Consider the following 24844-nt stretch of genomic DNA (forward strand, 5'->3'; position numbering starts at 1 on the left):
CCGAAAGCGCCCTCGCCATCCGCGTCGATCGTGATACCAAAGGATCTCCGCGCGGCCTACATCGCCGCCGTGCAGGCGGGGGCCTCGGAGGCATTTGCCGCGAGGAGGACCGAGCCGGGCCGCTTCGTGGTCGACAACGAGGCCGCGCACTTCGTGACGACGCTCGACCGCGCGGGGGTGATCGTCTCCTCGGATGGAGAGCCGTGGTCGTTCTCGATGCGCACGGCGGCCCTGGGCTGCGAGGGGGCCATGGCGCGCGTCTCCGAGGTCGAGCCGGAGGCCGAGGGGAATCGCGTCTCCTATCGCCACGAAGGGCTCTCGGCTTGGTACCTCAACGGCCCGCTCGGGCTCGAGCAGGGGTTTGTCATTGCCGAGGCCCCCGCGTGTGCCGGGTCGAAGGTCGTGACGCTCGAGCTCCTCGGGGATCTTCGGGCAGAGCTCGACGACGCGGACGGCGACGGGCGCGGGCAGGTGATTCGCCTCGTGGATCCCGAGGGCCGCGTCGCGCTCTCGTATGCCGATCTCTTCGTGAAGGACGCGCGAGGCGAGGCGCTCCCGGCGTGGCTCTCCGTGGAGGCGGGGCAGATCTCGATTCACGTGGACGACACCGACGCGGCCTATCCGATCGAGATCGATCCGCTCATCGGCACGCAGCAGGCGAAGCTCCTGGCCGATGACGGGCAGGTGGGCGACGGTCTCGGCTCTGCGGTCTCGGTCTCGGGGGACACGGCGCTCCTGGGGGCGTACGAAGACGACGACAAAGGCGCCTCCTCCGGCTCGGCGTACGTATTCGTGCGGAGCGGCGGCGTGTGGACCCAGCAGGCGAAGCTCCTGGCGAGCGACGGAGTGGCCAGCGATCGCTTTGGCTGCGCCGTCGCGCTGTCCGGGAATACGGCGCTCGTGGGCGCGCGGTCCGAGAATGCCAAGGGGGCGGAGTCTGGCTCGGCCTATTTGTTCGTGCGCAGTGGCGCCGTCTGGACCCAGCAGGCGAAGATCTTCGCGAACGACGGCGCCGCGAACGACTACTTCGGCGCGACCGTCGCGCTCGAGGGGGACAGGGCGCTCATCGGGGCGTATGGCGACGACGACCTGGGCCCGGAGTCCGGATCGGCCTATGTGTTCGAGCGCAGCGGCACCGTCTGGACCCAGCAGGCGAAGCTCCTGTCGAGCGACATCTCGACAGGCGAGCAGTTCGGCTTTTCGGTCGCGCTGTCGGGCGACACGGCGCTCGTCGGAGCGCGCGTGGAGAGCGGCAAGGGCGCCGCGTTCGCATTCGTGCGCAGCGGGACGGTCTGGTCGCAGCAGGCGAAGCTCGTGGCGAGCGACGGACTCTCGGACGACGAGTTCGGTTATACGGCTTCGATCTCGGGCGATACGGCGCTGGTGGGCGCGCCCAACCGGTCCGACAAGGGCTACGCGTCTGGCGCGGCGTACGTCTTCTTTCGCAGCGGGTCCACGTGGACGCAGCAAGCGAAGTTCCTGCCGAGCGACCTGGCGACCTTCGACAGGTTCGGCGCCGCGGTCGCGGTGGCGGGGAACGTCGCGCTCGTGGGGGCGTACAACAACAACACCGCAAGCGGGGAGACCGGCGCCGTCTACGTGTACGAGCGCAGCGGCACCGTCTGGACGCAGCAGCCGAAGCTCGTGGCGACCGACGCGACGGAGGGTGATCTGTTCGGCCACGGGGTCGCGTTGTCGGGGAATGTGGCGATCCTCGGCGCCCCCGGGGACGACGACAAAGGCCACATCGCCGGCGCGGCCTACGCATTCGTGCTTCCGCAGAGCAACGGCTCGGCGTGTACGGTGACCGCCGAATGCACGAGCGGCTTCTGTGTCGATGGTGTGTGCTGCAACAGCGCTTGCGGCGGAGGGGGCGCCGCCGATTGCCAGGCGTGTAGCACGGCGGCGGGGGCCGCCGTGGATGGGGTCTGCGCCGTCGCGGCCCCGAACGCGGTGTGCCGCGCGGCCGCGGGGGGCTGCGACGTCGCCGAGGTATGTGATGGCATGAGCGCCGCGTGTCCGAGCGACGTGGTGCTCGCGGCGAATACGGAATGCCGCGCGGCCGGGGGGAGCTGCGACGTCGCCGAGGTGTGTGATGGGTCGAGCGGGATCTGCCCCGCGGACGTCAAGATTCCGGCCGGCACCGAATGCCGCGCCTCCGCGGGGGTGTGCGACGCGGCGGAGTTTTGCGATGGGTCGAACGCGGCGTGCCCAGCCGACGCGAAGATGCCTGGCAGCGTGTGCCGCCCGTCCGCGGGCGGGTGCGACCCGCTGGAGTTCTGCGACGGGACGAGCAACACGTGCCCCCCGGATCTGAAACATCCGGCGAACACCATCTGCCGCGGGACCTATGGCGTCTGCGATCCGGCGGAGGTCTGCGACGGGACGAGCGACGCGTGCCCGCCGGACGCAAAAGCCCCGGCGGGGGCGCAATGCCGCTTTGCCGTAGGCGTCTGCGACGTCGCGGAGCAATGCGATGGAACGAGCAATGACTGCCCCGCGGACACCAAGGTCGCGGCCGGCACGCAATGCCGCGCGGCGGTAGGAACCTGTGACGTCGCCGAGACCTGCAACGGGTCGAGCAACAACTGCCCCACGGATGCCAAGGCCGCGGCAGGCACGCAATGCCGCGCGTCCGCAGGCGCCTGCGACGTCGCCGAGACCTGCAACGGGTCGAGCGGGGCCTGCCCCGCGGATGCCAAGGTCGCGGCGGGCACGCAATGCCGCGCGGCCGGAGGCGTCTGCGACGTCGCCGAGACCTGCAACGGATCGAGCAATACGTGCCCCGCGGACGTCAAGGTCACCGCGGGCACGCAATGCCGCGCGGCGGCGGGTCCGTGTGACGCGGTGGAAGCCTGCAATGGGTCGAGCAATGCCTGCCCCGCGGACGTCAAGGCCGCGGCAGGAACGGAATGCCGGGCGGCGGCAGGCGACTGCGACGTCGCCGAGGCGTGCAATGGGTCGAGCAATACGTGCCCCACGGATGTCAAGGTCGCGGCGGGCACGCAATGCCGCGCGGCCGCAGGCGCCTGCGACAAGGCCGAAGCGTGCAATGGGTCGAGCGCCGCGTGCCCCGTGGATGCCAAGGTCGCCGCGGGCACGCAATGCCGCGCCTCGACGGGCGTCTGCGACAGCGCCGAAGCCTGCGACGGCAGCACGAGCGATTGCCCCGCCGACGCCAAGGTCGCCGCGGGCACGCAATGCCGCGCCTCGGCGGGCGTCTGCGACAGCGCCGAGGCCTGCGATGGCAGCACGAGCGCTTGTCCGGCGGATGCCAAGGTCGACGCGGGCACGCAATGTCGCGCCTCCGCAGGCGCCTGTGACGTCGCCGAAGCCTGCGATGGCAGCACGAGCGCTTGTCCGGCGGATGCCAAGATCGCCGCGGGCACGCAATGCCGCGCCTCCGCAGGCGACTGTGACGTCGCCGAAGCCTGCGACGGCAGCGCGAGTGCTTGCCCCGCGGACGCCAAGGTCAACGCGGGCACGCAATGCCGCGCCTCCGCAGGCGCCTGTGACGTCGCCGAAGCCTGCGATGGCAACACGAACGCTTGTCCAGCGGATGCCAAGGTCGGCGCTGGCACGCAATGCCGCGCCTCGGCAGGTGCCTGTGACGTCGCCGAAGCCTGCGACGGCAGCACGAGCGATTGCCCCACAGACGCCAAGAGCGCCGCTGGCACGCAATGTCGCGCCTCGGCGGGCGACTGTGACGTCGCCGAAGCCTGCGACGGCAGCACGAGCGCTTGCCCCGCCGACGCCAAGGTCGGCGCTGGCACGCAATGTCGCGCCTCGGCGGGCGACTGTGACGTCGCTGAAGCCTGCGACGGCAGCACGAGCGCTTGCCCCGCCGACGCCAAGATCGCCGCGGGCACGCAATGTCGCGCCTCCGCGGGCGCCTGTGACGTCGCCGAAGCCTGCGACGGAAGCACGAGCGCTTGCCCCGCCGACGCCAAGATCGCCGCGGGCACGCAATGCCGCGCCTCCGCGGGCGCCTGTGACGTCGCCGAAGCCTGCGACGGCAGCACGAGCGCTTGCCCCGCCGACGCCAAGGTCGCCGCTGGTACGCAATGCCGCGCGGCGGCCGGCGTCTGTGACGTCGCCGAAGCCTGCGACGGCAGCGCAAGTGCTTGCCCCCCGGATGCCGTCGCCGATGTCACAACGAATTGCCGACCTGCCGCGGGCCCCTGTGATGTCCCGGAGAAGTGCGACGGCGCAAACAAGGGCTGCTCGCCCGATGTGCTGGCGCCCGTGGGGGCCGTTTGCCGTGCCGCCATCGGCGAATGCGATATCGCCGAGACGTGTGGCGGCATTTCGGTGAATTGCCCTGCGGACAACAACGCCCCCGATGGTGCGATGTGCACGAGCGGCGTGTGCGTCGGCGGCGCGTGCATGAACGGTTCGGGCGGCTCCGGCGGCTCCGGCGGCTCCGGCGGCAGCGGCGGCTTCGGCGGCAGCGGCGGCTTCGGCGGCAGCGGCGGCTTCGGCGGCAGCGGCGGTGCCGGTGGCTCCGGTGGCAGTGCAGGGAGCGGCGGCTCCGGCGGCTCCGGCGGCAGCGGCGGCTCCGGCTCCGGCGGCTCCGGCGGTGCCGGTGGCTCCGGTGGCTCCGGTGGCAGTGGCGGCTCCGGCGGCGCTGCCAGCTCATCGACCAGCGGCAGCGCGGGCAGCGGAGCCGGTGGCGGGCCCATCGGCGACGACAGCAGTTGCGCCTGCCGCGCTGCGGGAAACACCTCGAACGACCCGCGACAGGACGCTGGCCGGGCCGCGCTCGCCTTGCTCGGCCTCATCACCTTCCGGCGTCGGCGTCCTGCGCACGCTCGCCGAGGAGGTCCGCATCGCTGAGCGCAGGGAGGAGGCGCGGACCTCCATCCCTGGAGGCTGCAACCTCCATTCTCGCTCCACTCCACGCCAGCAATCCCACCAAAACCCCCGCGCCGCGCGCCCCACGACCTCTGGCGCGGCGCTTGCTGTTCGTCCGGGGACCCGCAAGGAGACCCCGGATGAAGACGCCGCCGACCACCGCCGTCCACGAAGCCATCGATTCCGCGTACGAGCGCCTCGTCGCCACGCTCCCCGAGCACCTCGCGACGATCGCCCGCGAATTGCCGTATCGATTCGGGCTCACGCCGAACCCGGGGACGCCGTGGAGCCGGGTCTTCAACAATGCGGCGGTGCTCGGCTTCCCCGCGCTGCTCCTCGGCGCCGAGCGGGCCTCGCGGAAGATCCGAGAGCGCGCGGTCGAGGCGCACCTGTTCGCGATCATCGCCGCCTTTGGGATGGATCGAATCGACGATGGGCAAATCATCGCCGGCGCGGCCGAGCGCGCGCTCATTCATATCGTTCGGCGCGCGCGGGATCAGGCGCTCGCGCCGCTGCTCGCGAGCGCGCCGGAGGGAGCGTGCACCTTTGCTTGGGGGGAGCAGGTCACCGCCGAATCCGTGGAGGAGGAGCGGGCCGTCTTCGCAGGGTGCGCGCCGGCGACCCTCGATCGGTATCGAGCGATCTCGCTGAAGAAGCAGGGGTTGGCCTTCCCGGCGAGCATGACCGCGACGGCGGCGGCCGGATGGAGCGCGGAGGAGCGACGGCACGTCGAGGCATTGGTCGCCGGCGCGGCGCTGGGGCTCCAGTACAGGGACGACGTGGTCGATTGGATCGATGATTTCGAGCTCGGCGCTTCGTGGCACGTCGCTTTGCTGGAGCACGCGCCGGCGGAGGCGACGGTGGAGGCCCTCGAGCAGCAGCTCCACGCCGAGGGCGGGTTGGTCCGGTTCCTCGAAATGTCGAGCGAGGCCTTCCACCAGGCTGGAGTTGCCGCCGAGGCCTTGGGCGCGGCAGCCCTCGCCGCCTGGGCCCATAGCCAGGCCGAGCAGACGGCCGTTCTGGCGGAGCGCGAGGCCCAAAGCCCCGGCTTCGCCGTGCGCTGGGAACGGACGCGCCGCGCGCAGCGGGAGCAGCAGCAAGCCATGCTCGCCGAACAACCCGTCGCGCGCGCGGCGGGATGATCCAGGACCGCTCCGCAATCCCGCGTCCGAGACGTAGGACCAAAGTTCTATGGCGCGAGGTCCAGGCTCCTCTACTCTAGCTCCACCCATGCCCAAAGCATGGGTTCAACGGGGAGGAACGGGGGGCGTTTCTTTTCGAAGCAAGCCGTTGTCGCACCGGCTCGGAGGAGCCCCCTTGCCCGACCCCAAATACGTCAACAGAGGAGCAAGATCGTGGCAGCGTATTTCCGATTCACTGACACCAACGGCCAATCGCGCTTCGTGATCGAGCTGAAAGATGACGCGAAGATCGCGCACGCGCGCCGGATCCTCAGCGGGGAGGAGAAGCAGAAGGTTCATGTGCTCGGCAGGATCATCAAGCGAGCGGTCCCGTACAATCCAGGATGGAGTTACCACCTGGATCCGAACACCATCGACTTCTTCGAGATGGCGATCGAGGTCTGCGACTCCAGCGCGCAGTACCTCGAAGAGCACCTCGACGAGGCCTGTGGGGCCTTCCTTCCGGGCTGCATGTGGTGCCCGTGGTCCTCGCGGCTCGTGGACGAAGTGAAGCCGGGCTGACGCCGACGTCGCCCGCGGACGCCGAGCCGGTCACGCTTCGTGCCCGGCTCGCGCGTCGAGGACCGCCGGTCCAAGGCGGCCCGAGGTCTGCTAAAACGCCCCCATGGCAAACGACGCTCTCGCCGCGACCGACGTCATCGACGCACGACATCCCGAAATCGCTGCCCTGGCAGCGGCGCTCGCGCGAGGTGCGTCCGGGCCGATCGAGATCGCCCGTCGTTGTTTCACCTGGGTACGCGACGAGGTCCGCCATACCCTCGACATCCAGGCCGGACCGCTCACCTGCACGGCCTCCGAAGTGCTGCGCCACCGCACCGGCTTCTGTTACGCCAAGAGCCACCTGCTCGCTGCCCTCCTGCGCGCGAATGGCCTGCCTGCCGGCCTGTGTTATCAGCGGCTCGCGAATGGGTCAGGGTATTGCCTCCACGGGTTCAACGCCGTCGAGCTTCCGGGCATCGGCTGGTATCGCATCGACGCGCGCGGCAACAAGCCCGGCATTGACGCCGCGTTCGACCCGCCCACCGAACGGCTGGCCTATGCCGCGACGGAGGCCGGCGAGGTCGACGATAAGGCCGTGTACGCCCATCCGCTCCCGGTCGTCGTGGCCAAGCTGCGCGCCCATACCGACTGGCAAAGCTTCGCGGCCGACCTGCCCGACGACGTCTTGGCGCGCGTCTAGGCACGGGTAAGCACTCGCAGTACGGAGGAAAGGTGCCCCGGACGGCACGGGTGTGACCGCGCTTGATCTCCCCAGAAGCGCGCCTTTAGACTCCTGGATTCATCTGCCGTCCGTGAAGAGCGGCGCAGAGGGATGCGCAGGGGGCGTGACGTCGTGCAGACGAATGCGCCGGAGAGGGGAGCGATGTCGCTGTTTTTGGCCACCGAGGAAACGACGGCCGATGTCAAGGGGTTTGAGATCACCTCCAAGATCGGCGAGGGCGTCAGGTATGTGACGTATCGCGGCCGCCGGTTGGGCGACGGGCAGGACGTGGCCGTCAAGGTCATGGCAGCCGATTCCAACCGACTCGCCGATATCGCGCGCCTCAAGCATACCTACGGCATTCTGCAGCGGATCGATTCGGACAAGATCGTCAAGGTCCACGGCGTCGAGGAGCAAAGGGATGGCCTGGCGGTCATCACCGAGTATTTCCCCGGCACCTCCCTGGCGAGCCTCCTCGCGCGGCAAGGGACGCTCGATATCGATGCATTCCTGCGCCTCGGCATCTCCCTGGCCGAAGCCCTTGCCGATCTCCACCGCCGTGGCCTCGTCCACGGGGACACGCGGCCCGAAAACATCCTGCTCGGGGCGGAGAACCAGATCAAGCTCACGGGCTTCGGCGTCGATGGCGTCGTGACGCGGGAGAAAGAGGAGATCTACAGCCGCCGCGTCCTCTCGGAGCTGCTCCCCTATAGCTCGCCCGAGCAGACGAACCGCATGAACCGGAGCGTGGACTACCGGACGGACATGTATTCGCTGGGGGTCGTCTTTTACGAAATGCTCGTGGGGCGCAGGCCCTTCGAGGCCGAGGACCCGCTCGAGCTGATCCACGCCCATCTCGCCGCGTCGCCCCCTTCGCCCTCGGAGGCGAGGCCGGAGGTGCCCGAGGCGCTCTCCGCCATCGTCCTCAAGCTGCTCCGCAAGGGCGCCGAAGATCGCTACAGCAGCGCCGAAGGCCTGCAGGCAGACCTCTCCGAGTGCCAGCGGCAATGGCAAACGACCGGCCAGATCGAGCCCTTCGTCCTCGGCCAGCACGACCGGAGTGATCTGCTCCAGATCCATCAGGGGCTTTACGGCCGCGAAAAGGACATCCGAAAGCTCATCGAATCGTTCGACGACGTGCTCCGGGGCAGGCGCGCGATCATCCTGGTGTCGGGTTACTCGGGCATCGGAAAGTCCTCCCTCGTCCAGGAGATCTTGAAGCCGCTGGCGCGGGAGAAAGGGTATTACATCAGCGGGAAGTACGACCAGTACATCCGCGATACCCCCTACAGCGCCGTGATCCAGGCGTTCGACGCGCTCCTCAAGCAGCTCCTCTGCGAGAGCGAGGAGCGGCTCGCGGCATGGCGGGAGGCCATTCTCGGCGCCCTCGGCAGCAATGGGCAGGTCCTCTGCGACTTCTTGCCCTCGCTCAAGCACATCATCGGCGAGCAGCCGCCCGTCCCCGCGCTCGGGCCCGTCGAGGCGCAAAACCGCGTCAACCTCTATTTCCGGAAGTTCGTGTCGGTGTTCGCCCGGCCAGCCCACCCGCTGGCGATCTTCCTCGACGACCTGCAATGGGTGGACGCGGCGAGCTTGAGCCTGATCACGTCCATCCTCGCGGACGAAGACCGATCGGCGCTCTTCTTTTGCGGCGCCTACCGGGACAACGAGGTGAGCCCGACCCACGCGTTCATGGTTGCGCTGGAGGAGCTCGAGCAGGGCGGCACCGAGGTCGTCGACATCGTCCTCGAGCCCCTCGACATCGCCTCTTTGAGCGCGCTCATCAACGACAGCCTCGGCGTCGACGACGGGGATGCGCTCGCCGCGGTGGTGCTGCGCAAGACCGGCGGCAATCCCTTTTTCGTGAAGCGCTTCCTTCGGCACCTGTACGAGGCGAAGGTGCTCTTCCGGGATCCCGCGGCGGGGTGGCGCTGGGATCTCTCGGCCATCGAGCGATTGGACTCCTCCGACAACGTCCTCGGCCTCATGGCGGAGACGCTCCTGCGCCTCCCTCCGCGCACGCAGGACGTCCTCCGCCAGGCCTCGGCGATTGGCAACGTCCTCGATCTGGAGGTCCTCTACGCCATCAGCGCGACTCCTCCGGACGAGACGTACGCGAGCCTGGAGGAAGCCATCCGCGAGGGCTTGATCGTGACCGCGGGCGAGCAGCTCCGCTTCGCGCACGACAAGATCCAGGAGGCCGCCTATTCCTTGATCCCGGTGGCGGACCGAGCGGCATACCATTACCGGATCGGAGAGATCCTCCTCCTCAAGCTCGATCCCAACAAGGGACAAGACCTGTTCGACATCGTCAATCACCTGAACAACGCGGGGGACTTGATCACGGCGCCGGGCGCGCGCCTCGAATCCGCGCGGCTCAATTTGAAGGTCGCCGAGCGCGCCGAGGAATCAGGCGCCTTCTCCGCGGCCCTCAAGTATCTGGAGCATGGCGCGGCCATGCTGCCCCGCGACGCGTGGAGCGCGGAGTACGAGCTCTCCTTTGCCTATCACACGAAAAAGGGCGTGCTCGAATCGCTCTGCGAGCGGCACGACGACGCGCTCGCGACGCTCGCCGCTTGCTTCAAGGAAGCCAAGGGGCGCGTGCACCAGACGGCGGTCCGGCGCCTGATCATGAACGTGCAGATCCTGAAGAACGATCTGCTCGCGGCCCTCGACGAGGGGCTCGCCGCGCTGCGCGCGTTCGGCATCGATTTGCCGCCCTTCCCGGACGCGGACGCGCTCGCCGCCGAGCGCGCGCGGACGTTTGCCATGATCGGCGACCGGCCCGTCGCCTCGCTCATCGATCTGCCTCCGCAGAACGACCCGGAGATCGCCGCGCTGCAGGACCTCCTGCAGGAGATGTTCACGCCCTGCTACCAGCTCGGCACGAACAACCTGGCGATCACGATCATGAAGATGCTGCAAAACACGTTGACCCACGGCATCTCCAGAAACTCGATCTTCGCGTACATGAACTTCGGGACCGTGCTCTGCGCGAGCATGGATATCGAGAAGGGATACGAGTTCGGCCGCGCGGCGGTGCGCCTGAACGAGATTCACCCGGACAAGAAGTCCGAGGCCATGCTGGCCAACATGTGGGCGGCGTGGGTCCAGCACTGGAAGGAAGGCTATACGACCTACAAGGCGACGCTCCGCAGAGGCATGCACACCGGCGTCGAGACGGGTCAATACATCTGGGCCTTTTACAACACGGCCAATGCGAGCACGAACAGCCTCCTCCAGGGGCGGCACCTCCAGGAGATCCTCGAAGAAGCGCGGCAATACCAGCCGCTCTGCAAGCTCGACAAGTTCAACGCCATGACCTGGATGGTCAGCGCCATCGCCGAGGTTTGCGAGGATCTGAGCAGGCCCGCGGAGGCGGACGCGTCGTCGCGCGTCGCCTGGGTCGACATCGACGTCATCAAGGCGGATGCCCGGAAGATCAACAACACGGCTTCGCTTTATTTCGCGAACGTGTACGACGTCCTCGGAGGTGTCTTCAAGGGCGCCTACGAAGAGGTCGCGGCGATGTGGGGCGCGACGGATCCCGCGGGCGACGTCATGCTCCCGGCCTGGCACGCGACCCCCTGCTTCTACTTCTATGGCGGCGTGGCCTTCGCGCGCGCCTCGACGACCGCGCCGCCGGACCTGCGCGAGCTCTACCTCGCGAGGTTTTACGATTGCGCGCGCAGGATGGCCGTCTGGTCCGAGCTCAACCCGGAGAGCCTGCGCCATCGCCACCTTTTGCTCCAGGCCGAGCTCGCCCGGATCGAGCCGTCCGAGCGCGCGGGGCACCTCTACGACGAGGCGATCGCCGCCGCCCGCGAAGGGGGATTCGCCCACGATGAGGCGCTCGGCAATGAGCTCTGCGCCCGTCATTACCTCGACCGTGGCAGGTCGTTCCTCGCGCGTGTCTATCTCGCCGAGGCGCATCGGGCCTACGCGCGGTGGGGCGCCGTCCGCGTGATGGAGCGCCTCGAAAAGGAGTTTTCGCACGTGCTCCGGCCGGAGGCGGGGCTCGGCCGGATCGAGCGCGTGGCGGACGGGGACCCCGCCGCGCGCAAGCTCGACCTCGGCGCCGTCGTCAAGGCCTCGCAGGCGATCTCGGGCGAGATCCTGATCCCGCAGCTCCTGCAGAAGCTGATGCACGTCCTCCTCGAAAGCGCGGGCGCGAGAAAGGGGTTCGTGATCCTCCGGGAAAATGAGCGGCTCGTGATCCGGGCCGAAGGCCACATCGATCAGGCCGAGATCCGCGTGCTCCCGTCCGCGCCCCTGGAGTCGCGCCGGGATCTGGCCACCTGCGTGGTGAAATACGTGGCGAGGACGGCGGAGAGCGTCGTCCTCCACGAAGGGGCGAAGAACAGCCCCTTCGCGGACGACCCCTACATCGAGCAGAGCCAGCTCCGATCACTCCTGGCGACGCCCATCCTGCGGCAGGGGCGGCTCGTCGGGGTCCTGTACCTGGAAAACGAGCTCGCCGGGAGTGTGTTCACGCCGGATCGAATGGAGATGCTCCGGCTCCTGTCGGCGCAGGTCGCCATTTCCATCGAGAACGCGCTCCTCTATTCGAGCCTCGAAGAGAACGTGCGCGCGCGGACGCGGGAGATCGAGCAAGCCAACGCGCGGATCCTGTCGCTCAATGCCGAGCAGCAGCGCCGGCAGGAGATGGAGCTCTCGCAAAAGCAGGCGCTCATCGCGCAGCAAAAAGAGCTCATCCGTGTCCTGTCCACGCCCATCCTGGAGGTGTGGGACGGGGTGCTCACCATTCCGATCGTCGGTGTCATCGACGAGGAGCGCTCGTCCGTCATCACGCAGAACCTGCTCGCGCGGGTCGTCGAGACCCAATCGAAGTTCGCGATCGTCGATCTGACAGGCGTCGACGAGATGGATCCCGGGACGGCCGAGCACATCGTGCGTATCATCGGCGCCGTGCGGCTGCTCGGGGCGAGGAGCGTCATCACGGGCATCCAGCCCGCCGTGGCCCGCGCGATGATCTCCCTCGGCGTCGATCTCAGCCGCATCCAGACACGCGCCAATCTCCGCGACGGCCTGCGGACGTGCCTGAACCTCGGACGGGGCAAGGATTCGTAGGACCTCGGCGCATCACCTCAGCGGCAGGGACACATAAGACGGGTCCCCCGGCGGCGAGACGAACGTCAGCTCGGTGGATCGATTCTCCATATCGACATAAAGCGGGTCGACGGTGTCGACGACGAGCGTGAGGCGATGGCCCTCCGGCACGTCGTAGGCCGTCACGAAAAAGTCCGTGTCCACGGGATAGACCTGGCCGGCCACCGCCTCGGGGATCGTGAAGGGGATAGGCGTCACGAGGCGCCCCATTCCCAGCTTGTCCGTATCGTAGAGATAGGCGATCACCGTCGTCGACGCGGAGCTGCCCGGCGCGACCGTCACGTGCAGGTGCGCGGCCCCGCGCAGGCGCAGCGCGCTCGCCAGGACGTCCGACTGCCAGACGCCCGCGTTCGTGCGGTTCACGCCGGCGATGGACACCGGCTGCGCCTCGCCCATGAACACCTCGCTCGCGACGGTGTCCACGCCCGTGACGATCGGCCAGCGCCAGCCGGTCCATGCGCGCGCGACCAGCGCGCCCTCTCAGGCCCCGGGGCGCGGTGATCACGGGGAACCGAATCGTGGTGGGGTATCGGGGCTGCGATGCGGCAGGCACGCCCGATCTCCTTGCCGTCGTGCGCGACCTGAACCTCTCCGTGCTCACGTCGTTCGCCGTCACGAGTGATGCCATCGAGGAGAGCTCGCCGTCGCTCGCCGCGGGGAGCGACGGCGAAGTCCTGTTCGCGTATTCGCACCACGATCCCAGCTTGCCGTGGGGCGGCGGTGGAGAGCGCGTCTTCGCACGCGTCGTCGATCTCGATGAGGGCAATGGCGGTGCCGGGGGTGCCGGGGACGCGGGCGGCAATGGTGGTGCGGGTGGCAATGGCGGCGCCGGTGGCAATGGCGGTCATGGCGGAACCGGCGGAATCGGGGGCGCGGGGGGTGCCGGCGCTGCCAGTGGATCCGGCGGTCCCACCGGATCGGGCGGGCAGGGTGGGGGAGCGCCCCCCGACGACGGAGGCTGCACGTACAGCGCGCAGGGCGCTCCGCGAAGCCCGGATGCGCCTCTCGTCATGGCCGCGGCCGCCATGCTCCTCGCGCTCCGCCGAGACAGGAGCGTGAAGCCCAGGCGCGCCGCGAGGACGGCCTCTCACGCGCCTACAAGAGCACGGCGCATTCAATCCCGCTGACCGAAAGCCCCCAGTCGTCGCCGATGTTCCAGCGGCGCAGCTCGGCGTCGATGATGCGGAGCGCCTCGTCGGCGTGGCGGAAGTCCTGGATGCTGCTCGACAGGTTCCACTGGTCGAGCGGCCCGCTCCCGTCGGCGCAGGCCCCGAGCCCCAGGCCATTGGCGTTCCTCTCCCCGAGCGCCTTCGTCATCGCCCCGAGCACCGAGAGGCCGATCGCCATGTAGTGCACCTTCGGGCACGCGACGGGGTCGGCGTCGGGGGTGTCGCATTCATTTGGATCGCGCTTGCTGTAATCGATCCGCCGCGTCCCGTGGCCGTGCACGCGGATGTAATACTGCGGGGCGTCCGGATACTGGCCTCTGCAGGTCTTCGGCGGCTCGAACGAGACCCCTTCGGCGCTCGGGACGAGCGTGATCTGCGAGGGCTGCCCCTTCACGATGGCGTCCGGGCAGTCCTCTGCGGCCAAGGCCCGCGGGGGAGGTCCGCAGCCGACGAAAGCGGCGCAAGCCATGAGGACGAGGATGTGAAGCCGCGTGGTCACGAGCGCCTCGCGCCCGCGGGCTCGTTGTCTGCGCATGCCATGGCTTCTCCGGTCGACGTTTTTGATGGAACCGTGCACGCGCCTCCCACAGCAGCGATCGTGCCACCCCGAAGCTCCCCGAGGCACCGCCCCCGCCGACCCATCGCTGTCGACGGGGCGTTCACTTCCCGCTTCCGTTGTGGACTCTCCGTCGACAGCACGCCTTGGGGCCTCCCCAAACCCCCCTCGGCCCGCCCGTGCTTCGCTTTGGGGCCTCCCCATGCTCGCTCCCGAGCGCCCGGACCTCACCTGGGGCCTCCCCATGCTCGCTCCCGAGCGCCCGGACCTCACCTGGGGCCTCCCCATGCTCGCTCCCGACCGCCCGGACCTCACCTGGGGCCTCCCCATGCTCGCTCCCGAGCGCCCGGACCTCACCTGGGGCCTCCCCATGCTCGCTCCCGATCGACCGGACCTCCCTTTGGGGCCTCCCCGCTCCATTTTGGAGCACCCGGCGCTCCGTTTTGGAGCACTTCGCCGGGTCTTCCCCGGGCGGACGGCACGCCACATGATGGTAGAAGCTGTGCTCCTCGTGCGAGAACACATCCCCGATTCCCAGGGACACGACGTGATGGGCATCTTCGACTGGTTCAAGGGCAAAAAAACAGGGCAGGTCGCCGCGGAAGGGGCTTCGGCGGGCTCGCCTTCAGCCTTCGCGCTGGACGACGCCGCGCTGGTCAAGCAGGTGGAGCCGCTCCTGGCGCAGCGGAGGTTCGCCGAGATCGAGGCGCTCCTGCGCCGCGCGCTGGCCCTCGAGGGGCGCCCGCTCGAGCCGCGCCATGCCTCCTATCCGGTCTCGCTGAACCTCCTCGCGGCGGTCATGACGAGCCAGAACAGATCCGGAGAGGCAGAAGCCTTGCTGCGGGAGGCGCTGGCGCTCCACGAAAACGTCCTCGGGCCCGACCATCCGCAGACCGAGGCGTCGTTGGGTGTCCTCGTCAACGTCCTCGGAAAACACCACAAGGACGCGGAGGCCGAGGCGATCCTGTCGCGAGCCTTCTCGAAGAAGGACGATGTGCGGGACGGCGGAAGGCCCTCCTACCGGTCGCTGCTCGGCTTGTTCGGCGGGGTCCTGGGCGCGAGCGGCAAAGTCGACGAGGCCGTGGCGATCCACCGGAGGGCGCTCGTCCTGGAGGAGCGCGCGGTGGGCCCAAACCATCCCGCGTTCTGGTCGGCGGCGGGCGGGCTCGCGAGTGTATTGCAGAAGCAGGGGAATCCAGGCGAAGCCGCGGCGCTCCTGCGCCGGGTGGCGGCCCTGAAAGAGGCGACGCTGGGCGAAGGCCACCCCGACCATTTGAAGTCCTTGTTCCTGCTCGAATACATGCTGGCCGTGCAGGAGAAACACGAGGAGGCGGAGGCGTGCGCGCGGAGGCTGCTCGACCTTCAGGAAAAGACGCTCGGGGAGCGTCATCCCGACACCCTGGGCACGAGAAACCGCCTGTCGCATCACGCGCTGAACGGCAGGAAGTAGTCAGATTCTCCCCTGACGCGCCGCACAAGTTGCCCCGCTGACCCCGCCCCGGTTCCCCTCCAGGCAGCACATGGCCGCGAAATTGGCAGGCTCCTCGCCGCGCGGGCTCGCTTTGCCAGACACAAATGCGCACGATCCTGCTTTACAGGCAAATCTGAGGCTTGGTAATGTCGCCGCCGAGGTGTCGCGCGCATGGCTATCTTGGAGCTGTCATTTGCTTGCGGGGAAAGCTCCCTCTCGGTCCGGCGCTTCTCGGTCCACGAGTCCGTCTCCGGCCTGTTCACGGTCTCCGTCTGGGCGCGCTCCGAGAGCCCGAGCATCGATCTCGAAGCGATCATCGGGCAACCCGCCTCCCTGCGGGTGGTGAGCGGGTATCGCTTCGCGCGGCTCGGCGGGGCGCGGCTCTGGAGCGGCATCGTGAGCTCGATCGAGCAGGTGCAGGCCGTGCAGCCCGCCTCGGGGACCCACGAGCTTTCGACGTACTCGCTGCGCATCGTCCCGTCCCTCTGGACGCTCACGCAGCGCCGCAACTACCGCATCTTCCAGCACCTCTCGATCCCCGACATCGTCGACGAGCTGCTCTCCGACTGGGGCCTCGACAGCATCTGGCAGATCGATCGGGGCAAGTACCCGAAGCTCGAGTACCGCGTCCAGTATGGCGAGAGTGATTTCGCGTTCTTCAGCCGCATGCTGGAGGAGGCCGGAATCGCCTACACCTTCCCGGACGACGACGCGAAGGGCTCGAACCTCACGCTCTCGGACAAGCTCGAATCGAATGCCCCACGCCCGGGCGGCGCGCTGCCCTACGTGGACAACCCGAACCAGGAGGCGGAGAAGGAGTTCGTCTCTGCCATCCGGCTGTCCTACGGGGTGCGTCCCGGCGCCCACACGATCCGCGACCACGACTTCCGGAACCCTTCGTTCGAGCTCTTCGGCGAGGCGCCCAAAGCCTCGGGGCAAGAGGCGAAATACGAGCAGTACCATTACGAACCCGGCGGCTTCCTGGTCGAGGGCGGCAAGGGCGGCGACACGCCCGTCGCGGACGACAAGGGCGTCGCGCGGCACGAGCAGGGGTTCGGCAAGGGCCGGGCAGGGCGGATGCTCGGCGGGGCGCGGGTCGACAGGCGCGTGGTCTCGTTCGACACGAACACGATCGATCTCTGGCCCGGCCAGATCATCTCGATCGACCGGCACCCGCACGCGGATCTCTCGGAGTCGACGAAGCTCCTCGTGACGGAGTTCTCCGTGGAGGGCACGCCCGAGGGCGAGTGGAGCATGTCGGGGCAAGCCGTCTTCACGGCGTCGCCCTACCGGCCGCCGCAACGGAGCACGAAGCCGCGGGTCGAGGGCGTGCAGAGCGCGCGCGTCGTCGGGCCGAAGGGGCAGGAGATCCACACCGACGAGTTTGGTCGGGTCCGCGTGCAGTTCCCCTGGGATCGGGAGGGTCGCTACGACGACAACAGCTCCTGCTGGATCCGGGTGAGCCAGGGCTGGGCAGGCACCGGGTACGGCATGATCGTGCTGCCGCGTATCGGGCAGGAGGTGATGGTCGGGTTCCTGGAGGGCGATCCGGACCAGCCGATCATCGTGGGCCGCGTGTACAACGCGAAGCAAGCGGTGCCGTACAAGCTGCCGGATCACAAGACGCGCAGCACGTGGAAGAGCGACACGTCGACCGGCTCGGAAGGCTTCAACGAGATCATGTTCGAGGATTCGAAGGGCGCCGAGCTCGTCTACGAGCAGGCGCAGAAGAATCGTCGGAGGCTCGTCAAGAACGACGAGACGATCACGATCGGCCAGGATCGGCAGAAGCTCGTGAAGAACGACGAGCAGGACAAGACGATCGGCTTCCTCAAGGTCTTCGTCGGTCGCGATCAGGACATCGTCATCAAGCAGAACAAGCGCGAGCGCGTCGAGGGCGACTCGCACCTGCGCATCTACGGCAAGCGCAACCAGCGCATCGAGGGCAAACAATCCCTGACGGTGAAGGGCGACCGGCACGAGCTCGTCGGCAAGAGCTACGCGATCGGCGTGAGCGACGAGATCCACGTGCAAGCCGGCACGGGCGTCGTGATCGAGGCAGGCCAGGACCTGACGATCAAGGGCCCGGGCGGGTTTGTCCGCATCGATCAAAGCGGCGTGACGATCCGCGGGAAGGTCGTGCGGATCAACAGCGGCGGCTCGCCGGGGAGCGGGAAGGGGAGCAGCCCGGACGAGCCGGATGCGGCGGTCGAGGCCGAGGTGGACGACGTCAGCGTGACGCTGATCGGTCAATAGGAGGAGATGGACCATGCCTCCGGCGGCGAGAATCAGCGACAAACATGCTTGCCCCATCCCGGGGCACGCCGTGAACGCCATCGTGACCGGCGAGGAGACGGTGATCGTCGGGTACATGCCGCAGTCGCGCGTGGGCGACCTCGAAGCGTGCGGCGCGGCCATCGCGGCAGGCGAGCCGACGGTGATCATCGGCAACCAGGACGCGGCGCGGAAGGGAGATCCGACGACCCACGGGGGCAAGATCATCTCGGGCTGCCCGTCGGTGATCATCGGATCGAGCGCGCAGGCCGAGACGCTCCTGACGGACCGGCCCTTCTGCGAGGAGTGCGAGGAGAAGGCGCGCGCGAAAGAGGAACGGCGGCAGCGCGAGAGGGAGACGCCGTGAGGGCGCGCGAGCACATGAGGAGCGAAGGCCATGGCCACTCTTGAGCTGTCGCTCGCCTCGGGCGAGCTCTCCGTGCGGCGCTTCGTCGTGAAGGAGGCCGTCTCGACGCTTTTTTCGGTCTCGATCTGGGGCCGAACGGCGGACCCGAGCCTCGACCTCGGCGCGATCTTGGACAAGCCCGCGACGTTCCGGTCCGCGCCGGGTTACCTCCACGTCTCGGGCCTCGGCGAGCGCACGTGGAAGGGGATCGTCGCCTTCGCGGAGCAGGTCCACGCGCTCCAGCCGCAGGTGGGGCAGCGGGGGTTGTCCACCTATCACGTGGAGATCGTCCCCGACCTCTTCCGGCTCCGCCACCGCCGGAACAACCGCATCTTCCAGCAGCTCTCCATCCCCGACATCATCGACGAGCTCCTCGGCGAATGGGGGATCGAGAAGGCCTGGAAGATCGAGCGGGCGAAGTACCCCAAGCTCGAATACAAGGTCCAGTACGGGGAGAGCGATTACGCGTTCTTCAGCCGGCTCCTCGAGGAGGCGGGCATCGCGTTCACGTTCCCCGACGATCAGGGCGGCACGCTCACGCTCGCCGATCAGCTCCAGGCGAACGCCGCTCGTCCCGGCGAGAGCCTTCGGTACGTCGATCATCCGGCGCAGGCCGCGGAGCAGGAGTACGTGACGGCCGTGCGCCTCTCGCACGACGTTCGTCCGGGCGGCTACACGATCCGCGACTACGAGTTCCGGAACCCCGACTTCGAGCTCTATGGCCGCGCGCCCGCGGCGAGCGGATCGGAGCAATACCATTTCGATCAGGGCGCGTTCCTCGTCGAGACGGGCAAGGGCAGCGGGACGCCGGTGGCCGACGACAAGGGGATCGCGCGGCACGACGAGAAATACGGCAGCGAGCTCGCGGAGAAGGCGCTCCATGGCGAACGCGTGGGGGTGCGGGCGATCTCGTTCGAGGCCAACACGTACGATCTCGCGCCGGGCGGCGTCTTCTCGATGTCCCGGCACCCGCACGCGGAGCTCTCGGCGGATCGGAAGCTCCTCGTGCTGGAGACGACGTTCGAGGGGACGGCGGAGGGCGAGTGGAGCTTGCTCGGGCAGGCGGTCTTCGCCGAGGTCCCGTACCGCCCGCCGCGCCGGACGGCGAAGCCGATCGTGCACGGGCTGCAATGCGCGACCGTGGTGGGCCCGTCGGGGCAGGAGATCCACACGGACGAGTTTGGCCGGGTGCGCGTGCAATTCCCCTGGGATCGCGAGGGGAAGAAGGACGAGGGCAGCTCCTGCTGGCTCCGGGTGAACCAGGGCTGGGGCGGCATGGGGTACGGGATGATCGTGCTGCCGCGCATCGGGCAGGAGGTGCTCGTGGGGTTCGCCGAGGGCGATCCCGATCTGCCTTTCGTGATGGGGCGCGTCTACAACGCCGTGCAGCAGGTGCCGTACAGGCTGCCGGAGCACAAGACGCGCAGCACGTGGAAGAGCGACTCCTCGCAGGGATCGAAGGGCTTCAACGAGATCATGTTCGAGGATCTCGCGAAGAAGGAGCTCGTCTGGCAGCAGGCGGAGAAGAACCGCACGCGGCTCGTCAAGGAGAACGAATACGCGACGGTGGGCCACGACCGGCAGAAGCTCGTGAAGCGCGACGAGCGGGAGCACACGGACGGGTCGCGAAAGCGGTGGGTGGGCAAGGACGCGGACGCGATCACGAAGCAAAAGATGCGCGAGCGGATCGACGTCGACGTGAGCCTCGAAGTGAAGGGCAACCGGAGCGAGCGGATCGACGGAAAACAATCGCTGACGGTCGCGGATCACCGGCAGGAGAAGGTGGAAGGAAGCTACGCGCTCCGGGCGAACGACGAGGCGCACGTGATCGCAGGCGAAGCGTACGTCGGCGAGGGGGGGCAATCCTTCACGCTGCGCGGCCCCGGGGGCTTCCTCAAATTCGACGGGAGCGGGGTGACGATCGAGGGGACGGTGGTGGCGATCAACAACGGCGGATCCCCCGGTCAGGGCAAAGGAACCAAGCCGGAGAAGCCCGAGGATCCCGAGCTCGATCATTACACGGAGTGCTTCCGGGCGATCGACGAGCGGTCGGAGGAGCCGGTCCCGGATCTGCCTTATCGGATCGAGCTCGAGGACGGCACCGTCTACACGGGTCGTACGGACGACGAGGGGTATACGATCCGCGTCGGGACGTTGAAGGAGCAGCAGGTGAAGGTCACATGGGGAGGCGATCTCCCCTCGGGCCCGGATGCTCCGATGGATGAGGGGTGCTGACATGGCGACAGGAGACCCCAAGGTATCGACCACGCGGCAGAACAACCCGGCCGCGACCGAGGATCGGGTCGCCGCGCGGCGGACCGTGACCTACATCTTCAACACCTCGGCCACATCGAGCACGCTCAGCATTCCCTACGCGGTCGCCGTCGACGACGAGGTGCAGGCCGCATACCGGAATTCGGTCGCGCGTGTCAGCGGCGGGGACGGCGCGATCAACGTCACCGTCAATTCCGGCCAGAAGGTGAGCCTGTTCCTGAACAGCGACGCCGCTCCCGGGCGGCGCAAGAACGCCGTGTACGCGGTGACGCCCAAGGATCGGAACGTCCGGGTGACGGTCCGGGAGAAAAAGGGCAAACACAACGACCCCGACACGCCGGTGCTGGTGGCCACCGAGAGAAACCTCGAGAAATACAATGCCCCGCTGACGGGCGACATCTGGATGAAGGTGACGCACAAGTTCACCGCCGCGGATGTCGACGCCGCAGTCCCGGCCGGGACACGCGCGGAGATCATCGCAGCCCTGCGGACCCTGTACGGGGGCCTCACGGGCAATACGTTGACGATGACGATCCCGGCGTCGGGCACCCAGGCCGCGTTCACGACCACGCTCACGTTCGCGGACGCCGAAAACCCGAGGGACAACATCACGAGCTTCAGCCTCACCACGGACGGCCTGCCGCGCGTTCATCCCGCGGGGTTCGCGGCGATCCTGAAGGCGGCCGTGGATTCGAGCGTGACGGCCATCTCGATGAGTTCGAACTGGCGTCCCTGTCTCGGCTCGATCGCGCATCGCGCCGGGCTCGGCGTGGACGTGAACAACGTGGGCGGCACGCGGATGTTCCGAACCGCGGGCGCCAATGCCACGGAGGTGCGGCTCCTGCAGGCCTACCAGGCGAAGCAGACCGACGCGAACAAGGCGGCGTACGAGGCGGAGCGCGACAAGAACCAACCGCTCCACGTGCAGGGCTTCCGGAGGTCGCTCCAGCAGAACCCCGGGGTCAAGCAATGCTTCGATCCGTGGGAGATGGATAGCAACACGAGGGACAACCAGGCGGCGACGCCGAACCGGCAGAACGACGGAAACTCGAAGTTGCACGGCAACCACCTGCACATCACCGCGCGGGATGGGGTCATCATCGCTTGAGGGCGTAACTTCGCGACGCGAGGAACCGAGGAGCCATCATGATCATCCGCCAAGCCTCCCTGGACGCCTTCCAGAAGTCGGCGATGAAGTCCTTCGAGGACGAGATGATCGTGCATTGCAAGGAGTTCTCTCCGAACCTCTGCAAGACGCTCACCCCGGAGCAAGTGCGCTACGCGCTCCAGCAGGGGATCGAGCGCGCGGGGCGGTACGGGCTCACGCGTCGCGGCCCGGTGCATTTCTACATCGACTGCATGCTGCTCTTCGGCAGCGGCTTCCCGACCGACCCTCAATACCCATGGATGGCCGAGATCCTCGTGCGCGACGATTTCGCCGAGGAGATGCTCAAGGCCGACGCCTTGCACGAGAAGGTATGCGAGTACCTCCGCGAGGTCGGCGGCGCGGACAGCCGTTACATGCGCGGCGCGCTCCGGAGGCTCCTCCGTCTCGCGCAAACGAACGATCTGCCGCTCCATCAAGACACGATCGAGCAAGACATCCTGCGCCTCCTCGCGCACGTCTGGCCGGAAAAGCTCTCGTATGGCGGCCCGGAGACGATGCAGCTCCTCGTCAGCGACGCCATCGGGCGCGCCCGCGACACGTACGGCTTCACGCAGCCCCGTTCGGTGGCGCTGATGGCCGTGCTCATGGTCGCCTTTGGTCATCGGTGCGACGACGATCCGCTGTTTCCGTGGATCAGCAAAACGCTCGCGCGGCGTGACGAGGACGGCCCGGACGTCGTCGCCGAGAAGCTCGAACGTCGCGCCACCGTCTGGTTCGAAGCGGTCCTGGAGAACGAGCTCGCCTAAGGGAAAGTCGATGACACAAGCAAGACCCCCCGCCACGCCCGCCTCGGTCTCGAACGCAGATTCGCCTGCCTCGCCGTCCACCGTCCCCGACGCGAACCAGCCGGCCGCGCAGTCGTGCAGCACGTGCAAGGACAAGCGGGTCATCGTCATCGATCCCGGTCATGGCGGGACCGCCATGGTAGGCGGGAGCAGCCCGAACAACGCGACGGCCGTATCAGGCGTCAAGGAGAAGGTCCTGACGCTCCAGTATGCGCAGACCCTCAAGCAGCACCTCGACGGCGAGGCGTGCAAGGCCATTTTCCGAGGTCGAGGGTATTCCGACGTGCAGGTCATCTTGACGCGCACCTCGGACAACAATGTAGGGCTGAGCGCGCGGGTCAACGTCGCGAAAACGAACAAGGCCGACATCTTCCTCAGCATCCATTTCAACGGCGGCGCGGCGGCGGCGCGAGGGACGGAGACGTTCTACAAGGCCGGCTCCAACGGCAACGCGAACCTGGGCGAGGACACGGCCCTCGCGCAGACCGTCCAGACCGCGCTCTTCGGTGCCATGAAGCGGATCGACGCAGGCGCGAAGGACCGAAAAATCAAGCCCGACACGGACACCAAGCACAAGAGCCTGGGCATCCTGAGGGACCCCGGCATCGGTTACAGCGGCAAGATGTGTCGATCGGTTCTGATCGAGGTGGAGTTCATCTCCAACCACCAGGTGGACGCGCTGCTCGTGAGCGGGGGCGGCGCCTCGGCAAACCGCAGCACGCTCATGCTCGCCGTCGCACGCGCCCTCGCAAATTCGCTGTGACGGGGAGCCGCCGCGCCGGGGCGCTGCCCCGGACCCCGCGGGGGGCTGTCCGCCCCCTCGACCCCGGACCAGCCAGGGGCTGGACCCAGGGTTGAAAAACTGCGCTCCGCGCAGTTTTTCAAACAGGCCGACGAAGAAGCCGAGTTGCCAGCAGAACCAGCAGCGCGGCTGTCTTGGTGGGTCACGTCGCTGCTGGTCTTGACCGGGCCTGTTCGATGAGCTGCGCGGAGCGCAGTTCATCGAGCTTGGGTCCAGCCCCTGGCTGGTCCGGGTGCAGGGGCGGATAGCCCCTGCTGGGGCCTGGGGCAACGCCCCAGCGAATTCACTCCCAGGCCCAGCCCACCTTGCGGAACCGCGCGACCAGCGCGTCCGTGAGCCGCCCCCGCACGACCCCGCTGAACGCCTCGCCCTTCACGGGATCCCTCCACCGGCGCTCGCTGCCGTCCACCATGTCCGCGCGGACGCCCGCGAACGTCGATAACCAGAGCATCGTGATCCCCGTCTCGTGCGCCCACGTCTCCCGGGACTTGCGGCCGCCCTTCATCCCGACCTTGCCCGGCTGGTACGTCCCGCCCTTCGACATCGGGTGCATTTCATTCTGGATCACGGCCCCGAAGCCGCCGGGCACCGCGTTCTGACGCAAGAGGTCGAGGAGCATCAGGTTGATCCCCCACGTCCGATGGTTGCGCGCCGCCTCCGACACGCACATCGCCACGCAAAGCCGCGCCATTTCGGGGGGCGTTCCGACCAGAGGCTCGCCCTGCAAGAAGCCGAGGAGCGCCGCGGTCTTGTCCTTGCAGCCCGAGGAGCCGAGGTACATGGCCTTGTAATCGTCTCCGCCCGCGCGGTACGACGAAGCAGCCGCCTCGTCCGTCGAGGCCACGATGTGCGCATAATAATCTGGGGGCCCCACGCGCACGACCCACGTCCCGACCTGGAAGAGCTTCTCCGTCCCGGTCTCGCCGAGCGCGATCAGCTCCTGCATCCATTCCCCAGCCCCCGCCGGCTTCCGCACGACGAGCTCCACGGGCCCCGTGCCGGTGATTCCACGAGCCACGGAGAAGCCACGCACGTACGTCGTCCGCCCGCCGGTGCCCGGCGTCGAAAACGCAGTTTCCGTCGCGCTCTCGAGCATCGTGTGCACGTCCCAGCGCGAGAGCATCACCTCGCGGTGCTCCCCGTGCCGGACCCGGATGAAATGGCCCACGCCCGCGCCGGCCCACGCTTGCCAGTTCTCGAGTCCCTCGATCTTCTCCAGGTGCGTTTGCATGGCTCCCCGGAGCGTACATGGGGAAAGGCGCTCGTGGAAAGGGCAAAACGAGCCTCATCCTCTCACGATCCGCGCTCGGTCTCCGCGCGCATCACGGACGCGGAGTCGCCTCCGCGCTCGACCCGTCGCCCGGGTCGCCAAGGTCGCCCCCATCGATGGCAACAGGGGCGACGGCGCACGTCGATGGGGGAATGCGGGCGTTCACCGGTCTCCTACGTGCGGACGGGGAGCTTCGGGTACCGCGCCGGGGCGCTGCCCCGGACCCCGCGGGGGCTGTTCGCCCAAAGGCCCGAACCAGGCACGGCCTGGACCGAAGGTGGA

General features: G+C 68.2%; 16 protein-coding genes. 13 read left to right on the plus strand and 3 right to left on the minus strand.

Features of this window, described 5'->3' with window-relative positions; translation table 11 throughout:
• Window positions 1-30: 30 nt before the first annotated feature.
• The 5 genes from POL67_RS26665 (at window position 31) to POL67_RS26685 (ending at window position 12348) form a co-directional block, all read left to right on the plus strand.
• A complete protein-coding gene (locus POL67_RS26665; RefSeq protein ID WP_271921987.1) occupies window positions 31-4836 on the plus strand; it encodes a hypothetical protein in 4806 nt (1601 codons plus the stop codon).
• Window positions 4837-4994: 158 nt separating this feature from the next.
• The gene (locus POL67_RS26670) at window positions 4995-5996 is read left to right on the plus strand and encodes a hypothetical protein (RefSeq protein ID WP_271921989.1); all 1002 of its coding nucleotides are present in this window, start codon (window positions 4995-4997) and stop codon (window positions 5994-5996) included.
• A gap of 213 nt (window positions 5997-6209) precedes the next feature.
• Window positions 6210-6557, plus strand: coding sequence for a BP74-related protein (locus POL67_RS26675; RefSeq protein ID WP_271921991.1), 348 nt, complete (start codon window positions 6210-6212; stop codon window positions 6555-6557).
• A gap of 103 nt (window positions 6558-6660) precedes the next feature.
• Complete coding sequence (locus POL67_RS26680; protein WP_271921993.1) at window positions 6661-7236, plus strand: transglutaminase-like domain-containing protein; 576 nt, start codon at window positions 6661-6663, stop codon at window positions 7234-7236.
• Window positions 7237-7419: 183 nt separating this feature from the next.
• Window positions 7420-12348 carry an AAA family ATPase gene (locus POL67_RS26685; protein ID WP_271921995.1) on the plus strand — a complete coding sequence of 1643 codons (4929 nt, stop codon included), beginning with the start codon at window positions 7420-7422 and terminating at the stop codon, window positions 12346-12348.
• 12 nt (window positions 12349-12360) lie between these two features.
• Here POL67_RS26685 and POL67_RS26690 read toward each other — a convergent pair whose 3' ends face one another.
• Window positions 12361-12810: a CocE/NonD family hydrolase C-terminal non-catalytic domain-containing protein gene (locus POL67_RS26690; RefSeq protein ID WP_271921997.1), complete on the minus strand. Its 450-nt coding sequence runs from the start codon at window positions 12808-12810 to the stop codon at window positions 12361-12363.
• A 74-nt stretch (window positions 12811-12884) separates the two neighbouring features.
• Here POL67_RS26690 and POL67_RS26695 point away from each other — a divergent pair, with 74 nt between their 5' ends.
• Complete coding sequence (locus POL67_RS26695; RefSeq protein WP_271921999.1) at window positions 12885-13514, plus strand: hypothetical protein; 630 nt, start codon at window positions 12885-12887, stop codon at window positions 13512-13514.
• Here the strand turns inward: POL67_RS26695 and POL67_RS26700 are convergent.
• Window positions 13483-14091 carry a hypothetical protein gene (locus POL67_RS26700; protein ID WP_271922001.1) on the minus strand — a complete coding sequence of 203 codons (609 nt, stop codon included), beginning with the start codon at window positions 14089-14091 and terminating at the stop codon, window positions 13483-13485. The two genes, POL67_RS26695 and POL67_RS26700, sit on opposite strands and share 32 nt — an antisense overlap.
• A 532-nt stretch (window positions 14092-14623) precedes the next feature.
• Here POL67_RS26700 and POL67_RS26705 point away from each other — a divergent pair.
• The 7 genes from POL67_RS26705 (at window position 14624) to POL67_RS26735 (ending at window position 23253) form a co-directional block, all read left to right on the plus strand.
• Window positions 14624-15562, plus strand: a complete 939-nt coding sequence (locus tag POL67_RS26705; protein WP_271922003.1) for a tetratricopeptide repeat protein — start codon at window positions 14624-14626, stop codon at window positions 15560-15562.
• A gap of 192 nt (window positions 15563-15754) precedes the next feature.
• Window positions 15755-17839: a type VI secretion system Vgr family protein gene (locus POL67_RS26710; protein WP_271922004.1), complete on the plus strand. Its 2085-nt coding sequence runs from the start codon at window positions 15755-15757 to the stop codon at window positions 17837-17839.
• A gap of 13 nt (window positions 17840-17852) precedes the next feature.
• Window positions 17853-18224 (plus strand): PAAR domain-containing protein, encoded by a 372-nt coding sequence (locus POL67_RS26715; RefSeq protein WP_271922006.1) that lies wholly within the window; start codon window positions 17853-17855, stop codon window positions 18222-18224.
• Window positions 18225-18254: 30 nt separating this feature from the next.
• Entirely contained in the window at window positions 18255-20498 is a 2244-nt protein-coding gene (locus POL67_RS26720; RefSeq protein ID WP_271922008.1) for a type VI secretion system Vgr family protein, read from the plus strand.
• Between the two features lies 1 nt (window position 20499).
• Window positions 20500-21645 carry a hypothetical protein gene (locus POL67_RS26725; RefSeq protein ID WP_271922010.1) on the plus strand — a complete coding sequence of 382 codons (1146 nt, stop codon included), beginning with the start codon at window positions 20500-20502 and terminating at the stop codon, window positions 21643-21645.
• A 38-nt stretch (window positions 21646-21683) separates the two neighbouring features.
• Window positions 21684-22451, plus strand: a complete 768-nt coding sequence (locus POL67_RS26730) for a hypothetical protein (RefSeq protein ID WP_271922012.1) — start codon at window positions 21684-21686, stop codon at window positions 22449-22451.
• Between the two features lie 10 nt (window positions 22452-22461).
• Window positions 22462-23253 carry an N-acetylmuramoyl-L-alanine amidase family protein gene (locus POL67_RS26735; protein ID WP_271922014.1) on the plus strand — a complete coding sequence of 264 codons (792 nt, stop codon included), beginning with the start codon at window positions 22462-22464 and terminating at the stop codon, window positions 23251-23253.
• 322 nt (window positions 23254-23575) lie between these two features.
• Here the strand turns inward: POL67_RS26735 and POL67_RS26740 are convergent, their stop codons facing one another.
• Window positions 23576-24523, minus strand: a complete 948-nt coding sequence (locus POL67_RS26740; protein ID WP_271922016.1) for a hypothetical protein — start codon at window positions 24521-24523, stop codon at window positions 23576-23578.
• Window positions 24524-24844: the final 321 nt, after the last annotated feature.

Source organism: Polyangium mundeleinium (genome assembly GCF_028369105.1).
Taxonomy (GTDB): Bacteria; Myxococcota_A; Polyangia; order Polyangiales; family Polyangiaceae; genus Polyangium; species Polyangium mundeleinium.

Excerpts from the sequence above, each read along its gene's own strand:
- POL67_RS26670 (WP_271921989.1), top strand. The coding sequence starts at position 4,995 with ATGAAGACGCCGCCGACCACCGCCGTCCACGAAGCCATCGATTCCGCG.
- POL67_RS26680 (WP_271921993.1), top strand. The coding sequence starts at position 6,661 with ATGGCAAACGACGCTCTCGCCGCGACCGACGTCATCGACGCACGACAT.
- POL67_RS26685 (WP_271921995.1), top strand. The coding sequence starts at position 7,420 with ATGTCGCTGTTTTTGGCCACCGAGGAAACGACGGCCGATGTCAAGGGG.
- POL67_RS26700 (WP_271922001.1), bottom strand. The coding sequence starts at position 14,091 with ATGCGCAGACAACGAGCCCGCGGGCGCGAGGCGCTCGTGACCACGCGG.
- POL67_RS26710 (WP_271922004.1), top strand. The coding sequence starts at position 15,755 with ATGGCTATCTTGGAGCTGTCATTTGCTTGCGGGGAAAGCTCCCTCTCG.
- POL67_RS26715 (WP_271922006.1), top strand. The coding sequence starts at position 17,853 with ATGCCTCCGGCGGCGAGAATCAGCGACAAACATGCTTGCCCCATCCCG.
- POL67_RS26720 (WP_271922008.1), top strand. The coding sequence starts at position 18,255 with ATGGCCACTCTTGAGCTGTCGCTCGCCTCGGGCGAGCTCTCCGTGCGG.
- POL67_RS26725 (WP_271922010.1), top strand. The coding sequence starts at position 20,500 with ATGGCGACAGGAGACCCCAAGGTATCGACCACGCGGCAGAACAACCCG.
- POL67_RS26730 (WP_271922012.1), top strand. The coding sequence starts at position 21,684 with ATGATCATCCGCCAAGCCTCCCTGGACGCCTTCCAGAAGTCGGCGATG.
- POL67_RS26735 (WP_271922014.1), top strand. The coding sequence starts at position 22,462 with ATGACACAAGCAAGACCCCCCGCCACGCCCGCCTCGGTCTCGAACGCA.
- POL67_RS26740 (WP_271922016.1), bottom strand. The coding sequence starts at position 24,523 with ATGCAAACGCACCTGGAGAAGATCGAGGGACTCGAGAACTGGCAAGCG.